This is a genomic window from Desulforapulum autotrophicum HRM2, assembly GCF_000020365.1.
Classification (GTDB): Bacteria; Desulfobacterota; Desulfobacteria; order Desulfobacterales; family Desulfobacteraceae; genus Desulforapulum; species Desulforapulum autotrophicum.
In genome coordinates this window covers 2,668,899-2,686,778 of sequence record NC_012108.1, presented here as the reverse complement: position 1 = coordinate 2,686,778, position 17,880 = coordinate 2,668,899, and the positions used below count along the sequence as shown (strand labels likewise).

The window sequence follows — 17,880 nt, the reverse complement described above, 5'->3', positions numbered from 1 at the left end:
TTCCAGGCTTTTCCCCCCTTTCCATGGGCAACTGGTTTGAAATTGAGTTTCCCTTGTATTTAATCCCTTTCTCAATTATATGACCCAGTTATGAAAAACGCTGCCGATAACATCGCCGTAACGGGAATCTCCGGTATCTTTCCCGGTGCCCATACCATTGACCAATTTGCCGATAACATCATGGCCTGCCACGAGGCGATCGTGGATGTTCCAGACCATCGATGGGTTATCCCGCCCGACCGGGTTGTTTCAACCGTGTACAAGCCTGATGCTGCCTGCTCGAGAAGGGCCGGTCTTGTGGAGGGCTTCTCCTTTGACCCAGATGGCTTTTTGATCGACCGGGACCTTGTAGCTGCCCTTGATCCCGTGCACCAGATGGTGCTCCACACAGGAAGACTGGCCCTTGAATCCACCTCGCACTCCCAGAAGATAAGGGAAAAAACCGGGGTTATCCTCGCTGCAATCAGTCTTCCAACCCAGGCTGCATCTGATATTTCCCGAAGAATCATCATGGGTGACACCAGGACGATCTCCCGGGCCGACATCTTTTCCGCAGGCGTTGTCTCTGTGCCTGCCACGATATTGTCCCGGGCTCTGGGACTTTTTGGAGGAAGCTTTACCCTGGATGCGGCCTGCGCCTCGTCCCTTTACGCGGTCAAGCTTGCCTGCCGGGAGCTCACCCTTGGCAGGGCAGACATGATGATCGCAGGTGGGGTGTCACGACCCGATTCACTCTACACCCAGGTGGGTTTCACCCAGCTCAAGGCCCTTTCACCAACCGGGCGGTGCGCTCCCTTTGATAAAAGTGCAGACGGACTTGTTGTGGGTGAAGGCGCAGGTATTATTGTACTCAAGCGCCTTGAGGACGCCGTTGCAGCAGGCGACAGGATATGGGGGGTGATACAGGGGGCCGGGTGGTCCAACGACATCGAAGGCAACCTTGTGGCACCGGCTTCGGACGGCCAGATCCGGGCCATGGCAACGGCATTTAAAAATGCCGGGTGGTTACCTGGGGATATCCAGCACCTTGAGTGCCACGGCTCTGCCACCCCTGTGGGGGACAATATCGAACTCAATTCCATGAAGACCCTGTGGAACAATGCTGGTTGCGCCAATATCCCCTGTGCCATTGGATCCATAAAATCCATGACCGGCCATCTTCTAACGGCAGCAGGGGCTGCGGGGTTGATCAAAACCCTGGTTGCCATGGACAGGCAACAGCTTCCCCCTTCCCTCCATTTTAAGGAACCCACTGCCCATAGTCCCCTGTACGAAACGGGCTTCAGGGTGCAGACACGACCTGAGCCCTGGAAGGCAAAGGTTCCCAGGGCCGGTATTTCTGGGTTTGGTTTTGGCGGAATCAACGCCCATGTGCTTGTCGAAGGATACCAACCCAATGCATCCAGACAATTTTTTCAGCCCAGGAATGTTAAGGAAACAGCGCCGGAACCCATTGCCGTTGTGGGCATGGCAACCCTGACTGCAACGGCCGACACCCTTGAAAAATTTAAAGAACAAGTCTTTAACGGCAGGACCCGATTACCTGAACCGGCTGGACAAAGATGGCGGGTGATGCCCTCAGACACAAATAATATTCCAGAGATCAAAGGGTTCTGGATCAATCAGGTCACAACCTTTCCAGGGGAATTTCACCTTCCACCAAACCAGATCCCAGACCTTCTACCCCAGCATTTGATCATGCTCAAGGCGGCAAGGGATGCCATGAAAGATGCAGGTCTTTCCCTGCGACCGGGAAAGGAGCAAGGTCCAAGGGACAGATTTGGAGCGGCAATCGGCATTGAATTTGACTTTGGTGCAGCTGATTTCCACCTTCGCTGGTCCGTCGACAACAAGGCCCATGAAATACGAGACCTTTTCTCTCCTCCTTTGACGGCCAACCGGACCCTGGGCGCCCTGGGGGGAATCGTTGCAAGCCGGATTGCAAGGGAGTTCAAGCTCGGCGGCCCCTGCTTTACCGTTTCGGCCCAGTCGGCATCGGGTTTAAAGGCCATTGAGATCGGGGTTAACTGTCTTCAATCGGGTGAAACCGATCTTTTCCTGTGCGGGGCCGTGGATATGGCAGGCGACCTTCGACAGACCCTTTTGACCCATGGACTGACCCCCTTTTCCGGGCAGGATGAGACCCTGCCCTTTGACAGAAAAGCCAGGGGAACCCTGCCGTCTGAAGGTGCCTGCGCCCTTATTTTAAAACCCCTTGACCAGGCCATAAAGGACAAAGACCGAATTTATTCGATAATCCGGGGAACAGCCAATGCCGGTCCGGGAAGTTCAGAACAGGAAACGGCTGATGGTTCCAATCAATTTTCAGAAGAACCGTTGGTCCGGGATGGTGTCAGCAATTCAGGCAGAACAATGGTTGACGCCTATAGACGCTCCCTTGAGCGCTGCCTTACCCATGGAAACGTGGCTGCTTCGTCCGTGGGTCTCTACGAGGCCCATGGGAGTGCAGACCCATGGAATGATACCATGGAATTAGAAGCCCTTGAACACCTTCAGTTTGACTGCGCCGTTGGCAGTACCCGGGCGACCAGTGGAGACACCGGGGCCGCTGCAGGATTACTGTCGGCCATCAAGGCAAGTCTTGCCCTGTTTCACCATATCATTCCACCGGTTCCCGGTTTTAACACTCCGATCAAACCGTTTGACCGGAACAGCCCCATCCATATCCCGAAACACCCGGCATATTGGACAAAAACAGACAAGAATCTGCCCAGACGAGCCCTTGTAACGGCCATCACCCGGGACCGGGAGGTGGCACATCTTCTCCTTGAAGGGGTGGATTGCCCTCAACAAAGACTCAACCCCCTGGGTGAACCGGAAACCACCCTTTTCATCGTAAGGGCAGGATCAACTGCCGGTCTCAGAACCCGGCTCCTTGAGCTGGAGGATCTTGTGGTCCGGTTGATGTTGGAAGCTCCCTGCCCCTCCTGCCATGCCATTGGAGCCGCCTGGTTCAGACAGACCCGGCCATCAACAGGTCCTGTGCTTTCCATCCTTGCAAACAATACAAACACCCTCAGACACCTCATTCAAACGGCCATCCAGGCAGTCCAGGACAATCAGGCGTGTCAAATCGACGGATCTGAAGGAATCGTGTACACCCTCAACCCCATGGGGCAAAAGGGAAGGATGGCCTTTTTATACCCTGGATCGGGCAATCACTTTCCCGCCATGGGCAGGCAGATCGGCGTTCTGTTTCCTGAAATCCTTGACCAGATGGAACAAAGAACGACCACCCCTGCCTGCAATCTGATTTACAGCCAGGTCTTGTTTGGCGATCTCATGACCCGGGTGAGCCGAACCTTTGGCCTGACACCCCAGGCAGGCATCGGCCACAGCCTTGGGGAAACCGCCTCACTCTTCTCCCTTGGGGTGTGGAATGACCCTGACCAGATGCTGACCCGCATGGAGCAATCCGACCTTTTTACTGAAAAACTTGCCGGAAAGTTTCTTGCAGTCAAGCAGAGCTGGGGCCTTGGCGACGACGAAACACCAGACTGGACCGTTGCCGCAGTCAATCGCAGCGCCCGTGAAATTGAAACCCAGCTTTGCAACCATGAAAGGGTTTATCTGCTCATCAGAAATACGCCCGACGAGACGGTCATTGGTGGCAGCAGAGATTCGGTCAACGCCGTGATCAAGGCTTTGGGCTGCGGTGCCATGTTCCTTGAAGGGGTGATTGCCGTCCACTGTCCCATTGCAAAAGCCTGTGCCGAGGCCTATCGGGAACTGCACAAATTTACCTGTACCCCTGTCCCTGGCATTGATTTTTACAGTTGCAGCAGGGGCACAAGATACCTTCCCACCACAGAAACTGCGGCCCAGTCCATTGTTGACCAAACCATCAGGGGATTTGACTATGTCCGGCTCATCAACCAGGCATGGGAGGACGGGATAAGGGTCTTTGTGGAAATGGGACCGGGCAACTCATGCACCCGGGCCGTGGGGCGGATTTTAGAGGATCGGCCCCACCTTGTCCTGTCCTTGTCTTCAACTTCAGCTGGGGACAATGACCTTTGCGTCCTGCTCAAAGGCCTTGCAACCCTTGCGGCCCACAATATTGAACTTGATCTGGCACGGCTATTTATCCAGCCTGAAACGACCGCCCCAAAGCCACCGGTCCAGACATTATCCATTCCAACGGCAAGATCAATGGTTGAATGTGATACAATGGCTGCCGTTTGGGATAAACCGCAGCAACAAACCCAAATCGAGGCTTCCCAGTCTATTGAGAAACAAAAAACACCCGGGATGGAGCACCCTGCCCTTTTCGATTCCCCCCGATTGACTGCCCGGGCCCATGAATTGTTTTTAACCCTGACCCAGACAAACATGCAGGCCTATGAAATCCAGTTTGCCGCCCTTGCCGGGGCCGCGGCAGACACCATGGATGGTGATGTCACCTTTGTCAAAGGCCCTTCACCCACGCCTGGAACCGGTATCGCCTCTCCCAGGCTGCCAGAACCGATTTTTGACCGGGACAGCTGTCTTGAATTTGCAAGGGGACGGGCGGGGAACGTTCTGGGCAAAGCCTTTGAGATCATAGATACTTATCCTGTGCGGGTAAGGCTACCCGAGGAACCCCTCATGCTGGTGGACAGAATCATGTCCATTGACGGTGAAATGCTTTCAATGGGTCCGGGGCGCATCGTCACCCAGCACGATGTCGTTGACAAGGCCTGGTACCTGGACGGTGGAAAAACGCCGGTCAGCATCACAATCGAGGCGGGCCAGGCAGATCTTTTTCTCTGCTCCTGGCTCGGCATTGACCACCAGGTCCAGGGTAAACGGCGCTACAGGCTTCTAGATGCAAAGGTGACCTTTCACCGGGACCTGCCCTGTCCGGGTGAAACCATTGAGTATCACATTGAAATCGACCGCTTCCTCAAGCAGGGTGAAATCCACCTGTTCTTCTTCCACTACAGGGGATACGTCAACAACGATCTGCTGATTTCCATGCGGGAGGGCTGTGCGGGATTTTTCACACCCGAAGAGGTTGAAAACTCCGGGGGGATCATTCTCACAGCCCGGGACAGGGAAACCCATCAGCCCCCGAGTCCCTGGATTCCCCCGGTACAGATGGTCAACGAACACTATGACGATTCCCAGATCAACGCCCTTAGGAACGGGGATCTGAACAAGTGCTTTGGCCCTGTTTTTAAAGGCATTGTTCTTGGTAAAAATATGCGCCTTCCAGGACAGAGAATGCACCTTCTGGACCGGGTCACCGCCGTTGAACCCAGGGGCGGCAGATTCGGCCTTGGACGGATAACCGCCGAAGCAGACATTCAGCCTGATGACTGGTTTCTGACCTGCCATTTCATCGACGACATGGTCATGCCCGGAACCCTGATGTACGAATGCTGCGCCCATACCCTGAGAATTTTTACCCAGCGCATGGGATGGATTTCAACAAACGACGATGTTCATTACGATGTTGTCCCAGGCATTGAAAGTGATCTCAAATGCCGGGGTCCGGTGACCGTTCATACTAAAAAGGCCCGCTACGAAATTGAGGTCAAGGAGATGGGTTATAATCCTGAACCCTATGTGATTGCCGATGCCCACATGTTTTCCGACAATCACAGGATCGTTCTTTACAAAAATATGGGATTGAAAATCGCGGGACTTACCCGTCTGGAGATAGAACGAACATGGAGTTAAACAATCTATGAAATATACAAAGGTATTCATTGATGCCATCGGGTACGAACTTGCCCCCCATGCAGTCACAACCGATGAGATCGAGGCAAGGCTTGCCCCTTTTTATGAATCGGTCGGTTTTGGCAAAGGTCAGCTCCTGGCCCTGACTGGTATTCGGGAACGGCGGTTCTGGGATGTTGAGCACACCCTGGCCCAGGGGTCTGCAAAGGCTGGACAAAAGGCCATTGAGGCCGCTGGAATCGATCCTTTGAGTATCGAAAGCCTTGTGTTCTGCGGGGTTGGCCGGGACGGTTTTGAACCGGCAACGGCCTGTGCCGTTGCCAACGAACTCAAAATAAGCCCCTCGGCCCATGTGTATGACGTTTCCAACGCCTGCCTCGGGGTCATTACCGGCATGGTTCAGGTGGCCAACGAGATTGAGCTAGGCCACATCAGCGCAGGCCTGGTGGTGTCGTGTGAGACGGCCCGGCAGATTGTAGACGCCACGATTGATGAGATCAACGAACGAAAGAGCGTGGACTTTTACAAGCGAACCATAGCCACCATGACCGGCGGTTCCGGGGCCTGCGCAGTACTTCTCACCAACGGCACCCTTGGCAACGATGCCGTCCACCGCCATGCCCTCATGGGCGGTGTGGTTCAGCAGGCCAACGAGTTCCATGACATGTGCCGCTGGACCTTTGAGGAATCGGGCATGCCGACCCATTCACGGGTGTGCATGCGAACCAATGGCCACGGCGTGCTGGAAAACGGTCTCACCCTTGCAAAGATCACCTTTGACCGGTTTAAAAAGGAACTCAACCTCGGGGACAACAAGCCGGACAAGTTCATCTGCCACCAGGTGGGCTCAACCCACCAGCAGATGTTTCATAAGGCCATTAATATCGACAAAGCAAAGGATTATGCCACCTTTCCCTATCTTGGCAACATGGGAACGGTATCGTTGCCCATGACGGCTGCCATTGCAGATGAAAGGGGATTTCTCCTTCCCGGCGACGTTGTGGGTTTACTTGGTATCGGGTCTGGTCTCAACTGCCTGATGATGGGGGTAAAATGGTAACCAGGGATCCAGCGGAGCAAAGCAGAAACATCAAAAGTCCGGGCATCAGAAGAAAGATCAACGGCACCATGGTCGGCACCAAGGATTTTTATGAAATATATCCCTTTGTTCCCCATTTCATGACCCTGGACCGGCACAAACTCCACTACCTTGACCTGGGTAAGGGAAGTCCAGTTGTCATGGTCCACGGTAATCCCACCTGGTCGTTTTATTTTCGCAGGCTTGCCCGGGATCTTTCGGTGAACCACCGGGTCATTGTTCCCGACCACATGGGGTGCGGCCTGTCTGACAAGCCGTCCACCAGGGATTACGACTATACCCTTGCATCAAGGGTCCGGGACCTGGACCGTCTGATCCAGAGCCTTGACCTTGGAAAAAAGATCACCCTGGTCGTCCACGACTGGGGCGGTATGATCGGCTGCGCCTGGGCCCTTCGTCACCTGGACAGGATAGACAGGATCATCATCACCAACACCTCGGGGTTTCATCTTCCCGGGGCAAAACGATTTCCCCTGCGGCTTTGGCTGATCAAATACCTTCCCTGGTTTGCCATTCCAGGGATTCAGGGCCTGAATCTCTTTGCCAGGGCAGCCCTTTACATGGCTCCGAAACAATCACTTTCAACAACGGTCAGGCAGGGGCTCACGGCACCCTACAACTCGTGGAAAAACAGGATCGCCACCCTCAAATTTGTCCAGGACATTCCCCTTTCACCCAGGGACAAAAGCTACGAACTTGTCAACTGGGTGGACACCCACCTTGAAGGTCTTAAAACCGTTCCCATGATGATCCTATGGGGCAGACACGATTTTGTGTTTGATCTGTCGTTCCTTGACGAGTGGAACAAACGGTTTCCCCATGCCCAAACACATATTTTCGAGGATGCAGGCCATTATCTGTTTGAGGACAAACCCGATGAAACATCAAATCTTATCAAAAAATTCATAGAGGAGTACTAAACTTATTATGCCAAAGGCGTGCGATTTAAAAAGAGGCAGTGTTGTTGAGATTGACAACCAGGTGTACACGGTAAAGCAGGTGGATGTGAAATCTCCTTCTGCAAGGGGTGCTGCAACCCTTTACAAGATCCGGTTCAACAATGTTAAAACCCGGCAGAAACATGAACAGACCTTTAAGGGCAACGACATGGTCACAGGGGTTGACCTTGCCCGACGCTCGGTCCAGTACCTCTACCCGGATGGACCCATCCATGTGTTCATGGACAACGACACCTATGTGCAATACATGATCTCCCAGGATGGTATTGAAGATGAGCTTGTGTGGCTCACCGACGGCATGGAGGGGCTTGTGGCTCTGATCATTGAAGAAGAAATGGTCTCCCTTGAAGTGCCCAACGCCCTTGTGTTTGAAATCAGCGAAACAGCACCGGGAATTAAAGGTGCCAGCGCATCGGCACGGACCAAACCGGCAGTTCTGGCCAACGGAGTTGAGATTCAAGTGCCTGAATACCTTGAACCCGGCGAACTGATAAAGGTTAACACGGAAACAAGAAAATTCATGTCAAAGGCCTAATCACGTTAAAATCAACCACCTGGGACGCCACAGGGTCGGTTAGGGGATGTTGATCATACCGGTTTTTAGATTGATCCTGTCCGATCTTCTCAACATCCCCCCAGGTGCACCCTTTTTTTTCTGGTAAGGATAACAAGTTCCCTCACGTGGGCCTTGATGAGTTCGTCAATTATTTCTTCATGGGAGATATTTTCACCCTGGGAAATCCTTTTTCAAGTAAAATCCTTGGGATATAGACAGCTTCATTATGGGTTAATTTATTGAGATTGCAGGCTTTAATGGCTTTTTTAAATTGTCTTTCTGTTATAAAAATTAGATCGTAATTTGATATCGCAGAAAATCTTCGTCCTGGATCTTTTTCAGTAACCATCTGTTTAATCGGGTGATATGGAACCTAAACAGGACTGCACCCATCTTTTTCCAGTCGGTGAAAGGTCAAAAAGAATTTTTCCAGAACTAAAATCATGGTTGTACCATCCAGCTTTGAAAATATTCAATTACCCGGTGTTGTAGAACATGGAAAGGCAAGGGTCAAGAAAGAATGATTTCCCATAAAAAAAAGAGAGTTCCCAGGCAATTTTCCCAGGAACTCTCTTTCTTTAAATTATCTCAAGCTGCCAAAATGGCTTTTCAAGAAAACGATAAAACGGTCGACTATATAACAGTTACATTTGTTGCAGAGGGGCCCTTAGGACCTTCTTCAATATCAAATGAAACACGGTCTCCTTCGTTCAGGGATTTAAATCCTGTTGCATTAATGCCGCTGTGATGCACAAATACATCTTTTCCGTTTTCCTGTTCAATAAATCCAAAACCTTTTGAGTCGTTAAACCATTTTACGATACCATTAGCCATTTGGCACTCTCCTGTTGTAAAAACCTGTTTTCAAATTAAGGGCAATGTTGCTTCTTTTCTCGGGGAAATTCACCTTGATAGGAAAAACCCTTATACGCAACCTATAGCGTATAACTAAAAAAAGGATTATACGCAAATGAACAAAAAATCAAGGAATAAATGAAGCAAAATTGATTTTTTTATTTAAAATGCAATTTTGACGAAATTCATGTAAAAAACAAGGAATGAAACCCATGCAGTTATCCCATACCGGCGTCATTGAAGAAAGCCTCCAGGGAATTGTGGAACGGGTTACCTTTCACAATGCCGACAACGGATGGTCCATTCTCAGGGTCACTCCCTTTGGCAATCCCCAGGGCCATGAGACGGTCATTGTTCACCAGACCAAGGTGTTTGCCGGTGCCACCATGGCATTTACCGGCACCTGGACTGTCCATCCCAAATTCGGACGCCAGTTCCAGGCAACAACGGCCCAGGAAAAAAAACCGGCAACAACGGCAGCCCTTGAAAAATATATTGGCTCGGGATTAATCAAGGGGGTTGGTCCAAAGACGGCAAAAAAGATAGTCCGCCATTTCAACGACCAGACCCTGGATGTGTTTGAACAGTCCATTGAACGGTTGACTGAGGTGCCCGGAATCGCACGAAAAAGACTCAAAACCATTGAAAAAGCCTGGATCGAACATCGGGCCATCCGAAACGTCATGATGTTTCTCCAGTCCCACGGCATCAGCACCCTTTTTGCCGTAAAAATCTACAAGTTATATGGTGACTCGGCCATTGACACGGTCAGCCGGGACCCCTATCAGCTGGCAAACGATTTTTACGGCATTGGTTTCTTTTCGGCGGACAAGGTGGCCCTGAGCATCGGTCTCAGCCTTGACAGCCCCCAGCGGATCATGGCCGGAATAGAGCATGTGCTGGCTGCGGGCAGAAATTTCGGACACTGTTTTCTAACCTTTTCCCAGATCAATCAGCAGGCCTCAGAACTTCTGCAGCTTGACCTTACCCATGGTCTGACCCGGCTTCTCGATCAGATGGAACAGGACAGGCTTGTCATGGTACGTCACCTGGTGATTGACAACAAGGTGGCAGAGCCCTGCTATTATTCCAGGTCCCTCTACTTTGACGAACGCTATGTTGCAAAAAGGGTTAAGGCATCCATTGGGCCGTGCCCGGTTGACCGACAAAGAGTTACCGCTTGGATCCACCGCTATTGCAGGGTAAACGCCATGGAACTAAGCCTTGAGCAGGCCGCATCGGTGGAGGGAATCGTGGGTGAACCCTTCTCTGTCCTCACCGGGGGACCCGGATGCGGCAAGACCACCACCACAAGGGTTCTGGTGGAATTGATCCGGGCCATGGGACGCAGCGTCCTTCTTGCTGCGCCCACGGGTCGGGCGGCCCAGCGCATGGAGGAACTCATCGGCCAGGAGGCAAAGACCATCCACCGGCTGCTGGGATGGCAAAACGGCAGTTTCAGGAAAAACGAAAAAAGCCCCCTTGATTGCGATTTTCTCATTGTGGACGAATGCTCCATGCTTGACATCACCCTCACTGCCTCCCTTTTAAAGGCCGTGCCGGCAGCGTGCCAGGTGGTCTTTATCGGAGATTCAGACCAGCTGCCCTCAGTGGGGGCGGGAAATGTCCTCAAAGACATCATTGCCTCCAACAGCGTGGCCTGCTTTCGACTGACAGAAATTTTCAGGCAGGCCCGGGAATCGCTGATCATCAAGTATGCCCACAAGATCAACCAGGGTGAAATACCCTGGATTGAATCGCCGTTTAAACGACCTGACGCATGGCAACAACGGGTGGACTGCCTTTTTGTGGATGCAGACGAGGCCACCCGCGAGCAGCTCACCTTTATCAACCGGGTTAAACGGCTGGTTGACGACCCCCGGGAGAATCAAACCAGCAGGGTGTCCAACCCCTTTGAATTCGGCGTCAACGACCCTGGGCTCCATGGAAACCCAATCACCATCCCGAAAAAATTCCAGCATGTGGATCTGCAGCAGGTCTGTGGTGCAAAAACAGAAATTGAAGAACTTAAAGCTGTGTTGAAAAAGGTTCATCCCTGGTCCTCCCTGCGCTATGGATATACAGCCCTTGATACGGTGAAAATGCTCTTTCAGCACTGGATACCCAAGTACTATGGCAGCAGCAGCGAAATCCAGATTCTCACCCCCATGACCAGGGGAACCCTTGGAACAATCAACCTCAACCGGGTCATCCAGGCGGCTGTCAATCCGTTGACACATGGAACGGCCCAGCTGAAAGTCGGAGAGAGAATTTTCAGGGTCGGTGATCGGGTTATCCATCGAAAAAACAATTATGATCTGGGGGTGTTCAACGGAGACATCGGCAGGATTGTCTCCATTGATAATGTCGAACTTACATGCGTTGTTTCATTCTTTCCTGACGGCCGGGAGGTCATCTACCAGAAGGAGGAGGTCATTGAGCTTGACCTTGCCTATGCCGTTACCATCCACAAATCCCAGGGCAGCGAGTTTGAAATAGTCATCATCCCGGTCATGACCCAGCACTATAAGATGCTGTTTCGCAACCTCATTTATACGGGACTGACAAGGGCCAGAACCCTGGCCCTGTTTGTGGGAACAAGAAAGGCCCTGGCCATGGCCGTGATGAACCAGGATACCGGTCAGAGACAGACAGCCCTGGAGCAACTTCTGGCGCAACCGCTGTTGAACTGAGCATTTAGGCCCATGATCAAAATAAAACCTCCCACATGGCGTGTCTTTTAATCCGTCTTCTTCGTTGCCTTAATGGGCACATATTTCAATATGCTCCCATTAACGCGCCTTGAATACGACTTAAAATCCTCCGCCATGTTTTGGAAGATTTTATTCCGATCATGGGCCTTATCTATTGAACATGGTGGAAAGTTCATGGTATCTCTTTAACTTTTCATGGACTTTTCCAAACAGCGTTTCGGGAGGGTAGACTCCGCTTTCGTCGGGTTCACCGGCCCTGACACCGGTCAGGACCTCAATGCCCTGTTCAATCCGGGTGACCTGATAGAGATGAAACATCCCTTGTTCAATGGCATCGACCACATCCTTTCTCAATACAAGATTTCTCATGTTTGAGGCGGGAATCATGACGCCCTGATTTTTGGTGAGGCCCTTTTTAACGCAGATGTCGTAAAACCCCTCGATTTTTTCGTTCACACCCCCAATGGCCTGGATTTCTCCTTTCTGGTTCACAGAACCGGTAACAGCTACTTCCTGGCGAATGGGGACCCCGGACAGGCTTGAAAGCACGGCGTAAAGCTCGGTTGAAGAGGCGCTGTCGCCGTCAATACCGTAATAGCTCTGCTCAAAGGTGATGCTGATGCTCACGCTCAATGGGTAATTGCGGGCAAACATCCTGCCAAGGTAGCCTGCAACAATCATCACGCCCTTGTCATGGGTCTCCCCTGACAGATCCGATTCACGTTCAATACTGATGATTCCGGGCGTTCCCATATAGGATTCCGCTGTAATCCGTGTAGGCCGTCCAAACGCGATTTCACCCATGTCATACACGGCAAGGGCATTGACCTGGCCGACAACACTGCCATGGACATCCATGAGGACTGACTGATCCTCAAATTGCTCGAGCATCTTTTCCTCGTAAAGGTTGTGGCGAAACCGGAACTGGTTCAAAGCCTTTGCCACATGTTCACCGTCGACCACTGGGGCTCCTGTTTTCTTTGCCCAGTAATCAGCCTCCTTGAGAACACCGAGGATCTGTCCAAACCTGAGGGAAAGTTTGTGCTGGTCCGCCACCATGCGGCTGCCATATTCAATGACTGCCTCAACCCCCTGGGCCGTAAAACCCAGCAGGGCCTCATTCCCGCAAACCCGGGCAATAAACCGTGCATAATTGTATAGGTTCTCGTCTGTCTTTTCAGCTTCGTAGTCAAAATCAGCCCTGACCTTGAATATCTTGTTGAACCGGGAATCCTCGCTCTGTAAAAGCCTGAACGGTTCGTAGCCCCCCACCAGAATAACCTTGACATTAAGGGGGATGGGGGCAGGCTTCAACGAGGGCATACCGTAGTCTGCCTGACCGGGCATGTCTTCAATCCTGAGTCTGGATTCCTGGAGTGTACTTTTCAAGGCTTCCCATACAGCAGGATTGACCAGAAGGGGTTCAATGTTGATGATCAGGTATCCCCCATTGGCTTTGAGCAGAGACCCTGCCAGAACCATGGTAAAATCAGTCTCAAACGAACCCATGGCCGGTTTTTTTTCAATTTTGCCAAACAGATTATGAAAGTTTGGATTGGGCTCAAACACCACAGGCGCCCCTCGTTCCTGTCTGCGATCCACAAGGACATTGACCTGATATTTTTTCACAAGGGCCCGGGTCATCTCAAGGAATTTTTCCTGTTCAAGATCCTCCCGGGTCTGCCTGCCCAGAAACAGGGAAATATTTTCAATAATATCCGCTGTGACCTTTTTCAGGTAGGTTTGGATATCACTGCAATCCTTGAAATAGTAACGAATCGGATCGATCTGTTCTGAAATCAACTCTTCGACTCTTGCGGCAACCAGGGTCTTCAGCTGAGCCTTGGTCTCTTCACCAAGGGTATTGATTTCCATGAGGCAGGTCTGGAGTTTATCTTGGACCTCAGCCATGCCATCGTCAATGGTTTTGCGCAGGCTTTCATCCAGTGCCTGGTAGGCCTCATTTGACATGGGTTGCCCATCATGGAGGGGTACAACCTGATACTCTGGATCAGCCCTGACGATGGAAACACCTTTTTCCCGGGCAAAGCGTTCAATTCCGTCAAACAGCTCTTTTTGACGGTCCAGGGTTTCTTTCTCAATGGCGTTCTGCTGTTCGTTGAACTGGGGAGTTTTAAACAGATCCAGGATCTTGGTCTTGAGTACTTCGATGAACTGGGTCATGCTTCTGCTGAAATAAACGGCCGATCCTGCCGGCATTTCAATGACAACCGGACGGTAAGCATCGTCAAAGTTATTGACCAGGCAAAGGTCTTGAGGGATCTCATGGTCCAGGGCATGTTCATGGACAAGTTTTTTGACAATGGTTGATTTTCCAGTTCCTTCAAGGCCTGTTACAAAAATATTATACTCTGGGCCCTTCATGTTCAAACCAAAGTCAATGGCTTCAACAGCTCTTTTTTGGCCAATTATCGTGTCCAGGGGGGGTAACTGGGACGTATCCTGAAAATCAAACAATCCCGAGGGTAATGCTTTGACAATATCCCGGGCCTGAATCTTGAACTTTTGCTGCATATTGTTTTCCTTCTAGTTTAGGGCCATGGGAGCCACAAATCCCTGGGCACGGGCCTTGTCCCGGAGAAATTCGAATACGGCAGGACCCTGGATCCATTGGGAGGGTTGCTCATTTTTTTCCATAAACAAGCTTTCAACCGCTCCGGGATCAAGTTTTTCAACAGATTCAACCCAGAGTACTAAGCGGTTTGTATCAGGATTGTAGATGACCATGGGGCCGAAGACAGTCTTTCCAGGAATGTCGGATCCAGATTTTCCCCAGACCCGGTGTTGCCTGATCTCAAAGGCAGGGATTGCCGGAACATATCCCAGAATTTCAGAAAAAAGCACGATTGCCTCAACTATCCCGTCCCGGTCACGGTCTGCAAGGGCTTTTACGGCCTGATTGAAAATGGACTCAAGATCTTCATCTGAAAAGGTCAGGTCAAGATCCTTGAGAAGGTCCTTGTGGAGAAAATCCAGACTTGTCTTTCTCCTGAACTTTACCACATCCTTATCGTTCAGAATTTTAAGGGCGTTGCGTATGCTGATCATCTCCTTGAGAGTGGGGTCCCTTCTGAGCAGAACATCATCAAGGGAGGTCTCAAACAGCGGAAGTTCATTGTCCAGTACAAGGATCTGATGAATTTTATCGTTCAGCGGCCTTATGTAAAGATCCATGTCCCGCTCCCTGTGAACAACAAAGGTGGACATTCCAAGGAGTTCCTTCATGGATTTCTTGTCCACCTTGGTGCCGCTTTCAGCCGTGCCAATGGTCCTATCTATGGTCCGCACAAGATTGTTTATGGTGATCCGTTTTAACAGATTGTCCCGAAATCCCATGGTGCTTCCTCCTCCAATTTTATCGATACCTGTTACAACCTCCCGGGAAAAGCATGGGAGATTTTTGAGACCCGGTCATACATGACAAGACTTCCTGCAACGGCAACATTCAGGCTGAACGCTCCGGGCAGTTTTACCAAACGATGGCATTTTTCCATCACCCCGGGTGACAACCCCAGCTGTTCATTACCCAGGAGATAGACGGCCCGTGAAGGGTGGTCAAAACGGTCCAGGGCAACCGCGGTATCCCCCATTTCAACCCCTATAAGCCGTGTGTCATGGGGCAGATGGCTGTAAAAGTCTTCAAAGGTGTCATGGTGAAACAGGGGAATCCTGGTCCAGGTCCGGGTGACATCCCCGGGTTGGCGGCTGTAGCGGTTTCCTATGGTAAAGATAAACGACGCCCCGAGAATATAGGCCGACCGCCACAGGGTGCCGATGTTGAGCCCCTTGACCGAGTGGATCAAACCAATTCCGTAGAAACCGTCCTGCTTGTATTTCTGCTTCACCCTTGACATTTTTATATCTTATCTCTGTAAACCAATACAGTCAACGCCATTGAATCCCGGGTATCAATTATAGTTGTGGCTGCATCGGTAAGTGATAGACGGTGTCCGTTGCTGAACATGGAGGCCGGAGGATTTTTGACTATGCCAATCTGCCTGTTTATGATAATAATTAAGCTGAATAACCCCATAATAAGCCGGTTCGTTTACCATCAGATCATAGAACAGGGGAGGTAGAGATGGAGCCGTCAATTATCATTTTCGGTAAAGATAGGTGCCCCTTTACCAGGGCAATGGCTGAATAGTATAGTCTTCGGCTGTGGGCCGGAAAAAATTTTTCATACAATCAGGAGAAATTATTTGAACCAGATGAGACAGAAAAAATCTTCCAATGGGAAATATCCCATTGACGACTTTAAAAGCGGTGAATCTTGGCGGCTTTTCAAAATCATGGGCGAGTTTGTCGAAGGAATTGACACCCTGCACAATATCGGCCCTGCGGTCACCATTTTCGGGTCAGCCCGAACCGCTCCAGACTCCCCCTACTTTAAAAAGGCAGAAGCCATTGCTGCCCTTTTTGTCAAGGCAGGATTCGGCGTCATCACCGGCGGCGGCGGCGGCATTATGGAGGCTGCAAACAAGGGTGCCAATTCAGCCGGCGGAACCTCGGTCGGCCTAAACATCAATCTGCCCCACGAACAGGCACCCAACCCCTATACCACCATTGAAATGGAGTTCAACTACTTCTTTATCCGCAAGGTGATGTTCATCAAATATGCCCAGGCCTACGTTATCATTCCCGGTGGGTTCGGCACCCTTGACGAACTATTTGAGGCAGTTACACTGATCCAGACCCATCGAATTAAACCCCTGCCTGTCATCCTGGTTGGCAGCGACTACTGGTCAGGCCTTGTGGACTGGATCAGGGCAAGTTTGCTCGACAATGGGATGATATCACCGGAGAACCTCGATATATTCAAAGTGCTGGACGATCCCCAGGAAATTGTAAATGCGGTTTTGGAATACAGGAAAAAGGAAAGTAATTGACAACAACCCGTCATCGCGTTCATTTTACCGACAGCGCCGACATGGGAGCGGTTGAATCCAACTCTGTCAACCTGGTCGTCACCTCCCCGCCCTATCCCATGGTGGAAATGTGGGACGACCTTTTTTGCTCCCAGAATGCAGACATCAAGGCCGCCCTTTCCCAGGGCAAAGGCATGCAAGCCTTTGAGATGATGCACCGCAAACTTGACCAGGTATGGCAGGAAACCTATCGGATCCTGGCCCCGGGATCCTTTGCCTGCATTAATATTGGAGATGCAACCAGGACTGTGGATGGCGTTTTTCAACTTTATCCAAATCATGCCAGGATTTTAACCGCCATGGTGAACCTGGGATTTTCCCCCATGCCGTTGATCCTCTGGAGAAAACAGACCAATGCCCCCAATAAGTTCATGGGATCGGGTATGCTCCCGGCCGGGGCCTATGTTACCCTGGAACATGAGTATGTTCTCATCCTGAGAAAGGGAGACAAACGTCAATTCAAAAGCGCGGGGGAAAAAGAGAACCGCAGACAAAGCGCGCTGTTCTGGGAAGAGCGGAACCAATGGTTCTCCGATGTCTGGTTCGACCTCAAAGGCACGGTTCAAAAGCTTGAAGACAAAGCCGTCAGAAAGCGAAGCGGATCCTTTCCCTTTAGCCTGCCCTATCGGCTCATCAACATGTTTTCGGTCAAGCAAGACATTGTGGTGGACCCTTTTCTGGGCCTTGGAACGACGACCCTTGCCGCCATGGCCGCAGGGCGAAACAGCCTGGGGTTCGAGGTTGACCCTGGATTCTGGGAACCCATTTCCCAGCGTATCGAGCGCTCAAAACCTCTTCTCAACCAGGAAATTCTCCAGAGACTCGAACGGCACCAGGCCTTTGTAAAGACCAGACGACAAGAGAAAAAAACGTTCAAGCACTTTAACGACACCCATGGTTTCGAGGTTGTCACAAACCAGGAGCGGTTTCTCCACCTGGACGGGGTCCAGTCCATAACCCGTGACCTGGAACAAAGGGCATTCCAGGTCGAATACACCCCATTCCCGGAACCTGAACCCGACCTGTTCACCCAGGTATAGGACGGTTACCCCTGAACATGGCC

The 17,880-nt window shown here is 51.2% G+C and carries 12 protein-coding genes; 7 read left to right on the top strand and 5 right to left on the bottom strand.

The window, feature by feature from the left end; all coding sequences use genetic code 11:
- Positions 1-90 precede the first annotated feature (90 nt).
- The 4 genes from HRM2_RS11675 to efpL are packed head-to-tail and all read left to right on the top strand — an operon-like array spanning position 91 to position 8,278.
- Complete coding sequence (locus HRM2_RS11675; protein WP_015904214.1) at positions 91-5,685, top strand: beta-ketoacyl synthase N-terminal-like domain-containing protein; 5,595 nt, start codon at positions 91-93, stop codon at positions 5,683-5,685.
- 7 nt (positions 5,686-5,692) lie between these two features.
- Entirely contained in the window at positions 5,693-6,745 is a 1,053-nt protein-coding gene (locus HRM2_RS11670) for a 3-oxoacyl-ACP synthase III (protein ID WP_015904213.1), read from the top strand.
- Positions 6,739-7,704, top strand: a complete 966-nt coding sequence (locus tag HRM2_RS11665; protein ID WP_015904212.1) for an alpha/beta fold hydrolase — start codon at positions 6,739-6,741, stop codon at positions 7,702-7,704. The genes HRM2_RS11670 and HRM2_RS11665 overlap by 7 nt, the downstream gene beginning before the upstream one ends.
- A 7-nt stretch (positions 7,705-7,711) precedes the next feature.
- Positions 7,712-8,278, top strand: coding sequence for an elongation factor P-like protein EfpL (gene efpL / locus HRM2_RS11660; RefSeq protein WP_015904211.1), 567 nt, complete (start codon positions 7,712-7,714; stop codon positions 8,276-8,278).
- 169 nt (positions 8,279-8,447) lie between these two features.
- On the opposite strand, the gene HRM2_RS27640 is transcribed toward efpL, so the two are convergent.
- Together HRM2_RS27640 and HRM2_RS11650 are read right to left on the bottom strand one after the other, a co-directional pair.
- Positions 8,448-8,648, bottom strand: a complete 201-nt coding sequence (locus tag HRM2_RS27640) for a hypothetical protein (protein ID WP_015904210.1) — start codon at positions 8,646-8,648, stop codon at positions 8,448-8,450.
- Between the two features lie 284 nt (positions 8,649-8,932).
- A complete protein-coding gene (locus HRM2_RS11650; protein WP_015904209.1) occupies positions 8,933-9,133 on the bottom strand; it encodes a cold-shock protein in 201 nt (66 codons plus the stop codon).
- A gap of 233 nt (positions 9,134-9,366) precedes the next feature.
- On the opposite strand from HRM2_RS11650, the gene recD2 reads away from it, so the two are divergent.
- Positions 9,367-11,847 (top strand): SF1B family DNA helicase RecD2, encoded by a 2,481-nt coding sequence (gene recD2 / locus HRM2_RS11645; RefSeq protein ID WP_015904208.1) that lies wholly within the window; start codon positions 9,367-9,369, stop codon positions 11,845-11,847.
- 168 nt (positions 11,848-12,015) lie between these two features.
- Here the strand turns inward: recD2 and HRM2_RS11640 are convergent, their stop codons facing one another.
- Genes HRM2_RS11640 through HRM2_RS11630 form a run of 3 tightly spaced genes read right to left on the bottom strand, consistent with a single transcriptional unit; the run spans position 12,016 to position 15,743 of the window.
- On the bottom strand, positions 12,016-14,403 hold the full coding sequence (locus HRM2_RS11640) for a Lon protease family protein (protein WP_015904207.1): 2,388 nt from the start codon (positions 14,401-14,403) through the stop codon (positions 12,016-12,018).
- A 12-nt stretch (positions 14,404-14,415) separates the two neighbouring features.
- A complete protein-coding gene (locus HRM2_RS11635; RefSeq protein WP_015904206.1) occupies positions 14,416-15,225 on the bottom strand; it encodes a hypothetical protein in 810 nt (269 codons plus the stop codon).
- A 32-nt stretch (positions 15,226-15,257) separates the two neighbouring features.
- Positions 15,258-15,743, bottom strand: coding sequence for an RNA methyltransferase (locus HRM2_RS11630; protein WP_015904205.1), 486 nt, complete (start codon positions 15,741-15,743; stop codon positions 15,258-15,260).
- A 357-nt stretch (positions 15,744-16,100) separates the two neighbouring features.
- Between HRM2_RS11630 and HRM2_RS11625 the strand changes: the two genes are divergently transcribed.
- Both HRM2_RS11625 and HRM2_RS11620 read left to right on the top strand, forming a co-directional pair.
- Entirely contained in the window at positions 16,101-16,778 is a 678-nt protein-coding gene (locus HRM2_RS11625) for an LOG family protein (RefSeq protein WP_041273908.1), read from the top strand.
- Positions 16,775-17,857, top strand: coding sequence for a DNA-methyltransferase (locus HRM2_RS11620; RefSeq protein WP_015904203.1), 1,083 nt, complete (start codon positions 16,775-16,777; stop codon positions 17,855-17,857). Before HRM2_RS11625 ends, HRM2_RS11620 begins: the two co-directional genes overlap by 4 nt.
- Positions 17,858-17,880: the final 23 nt, after the last annotated feature.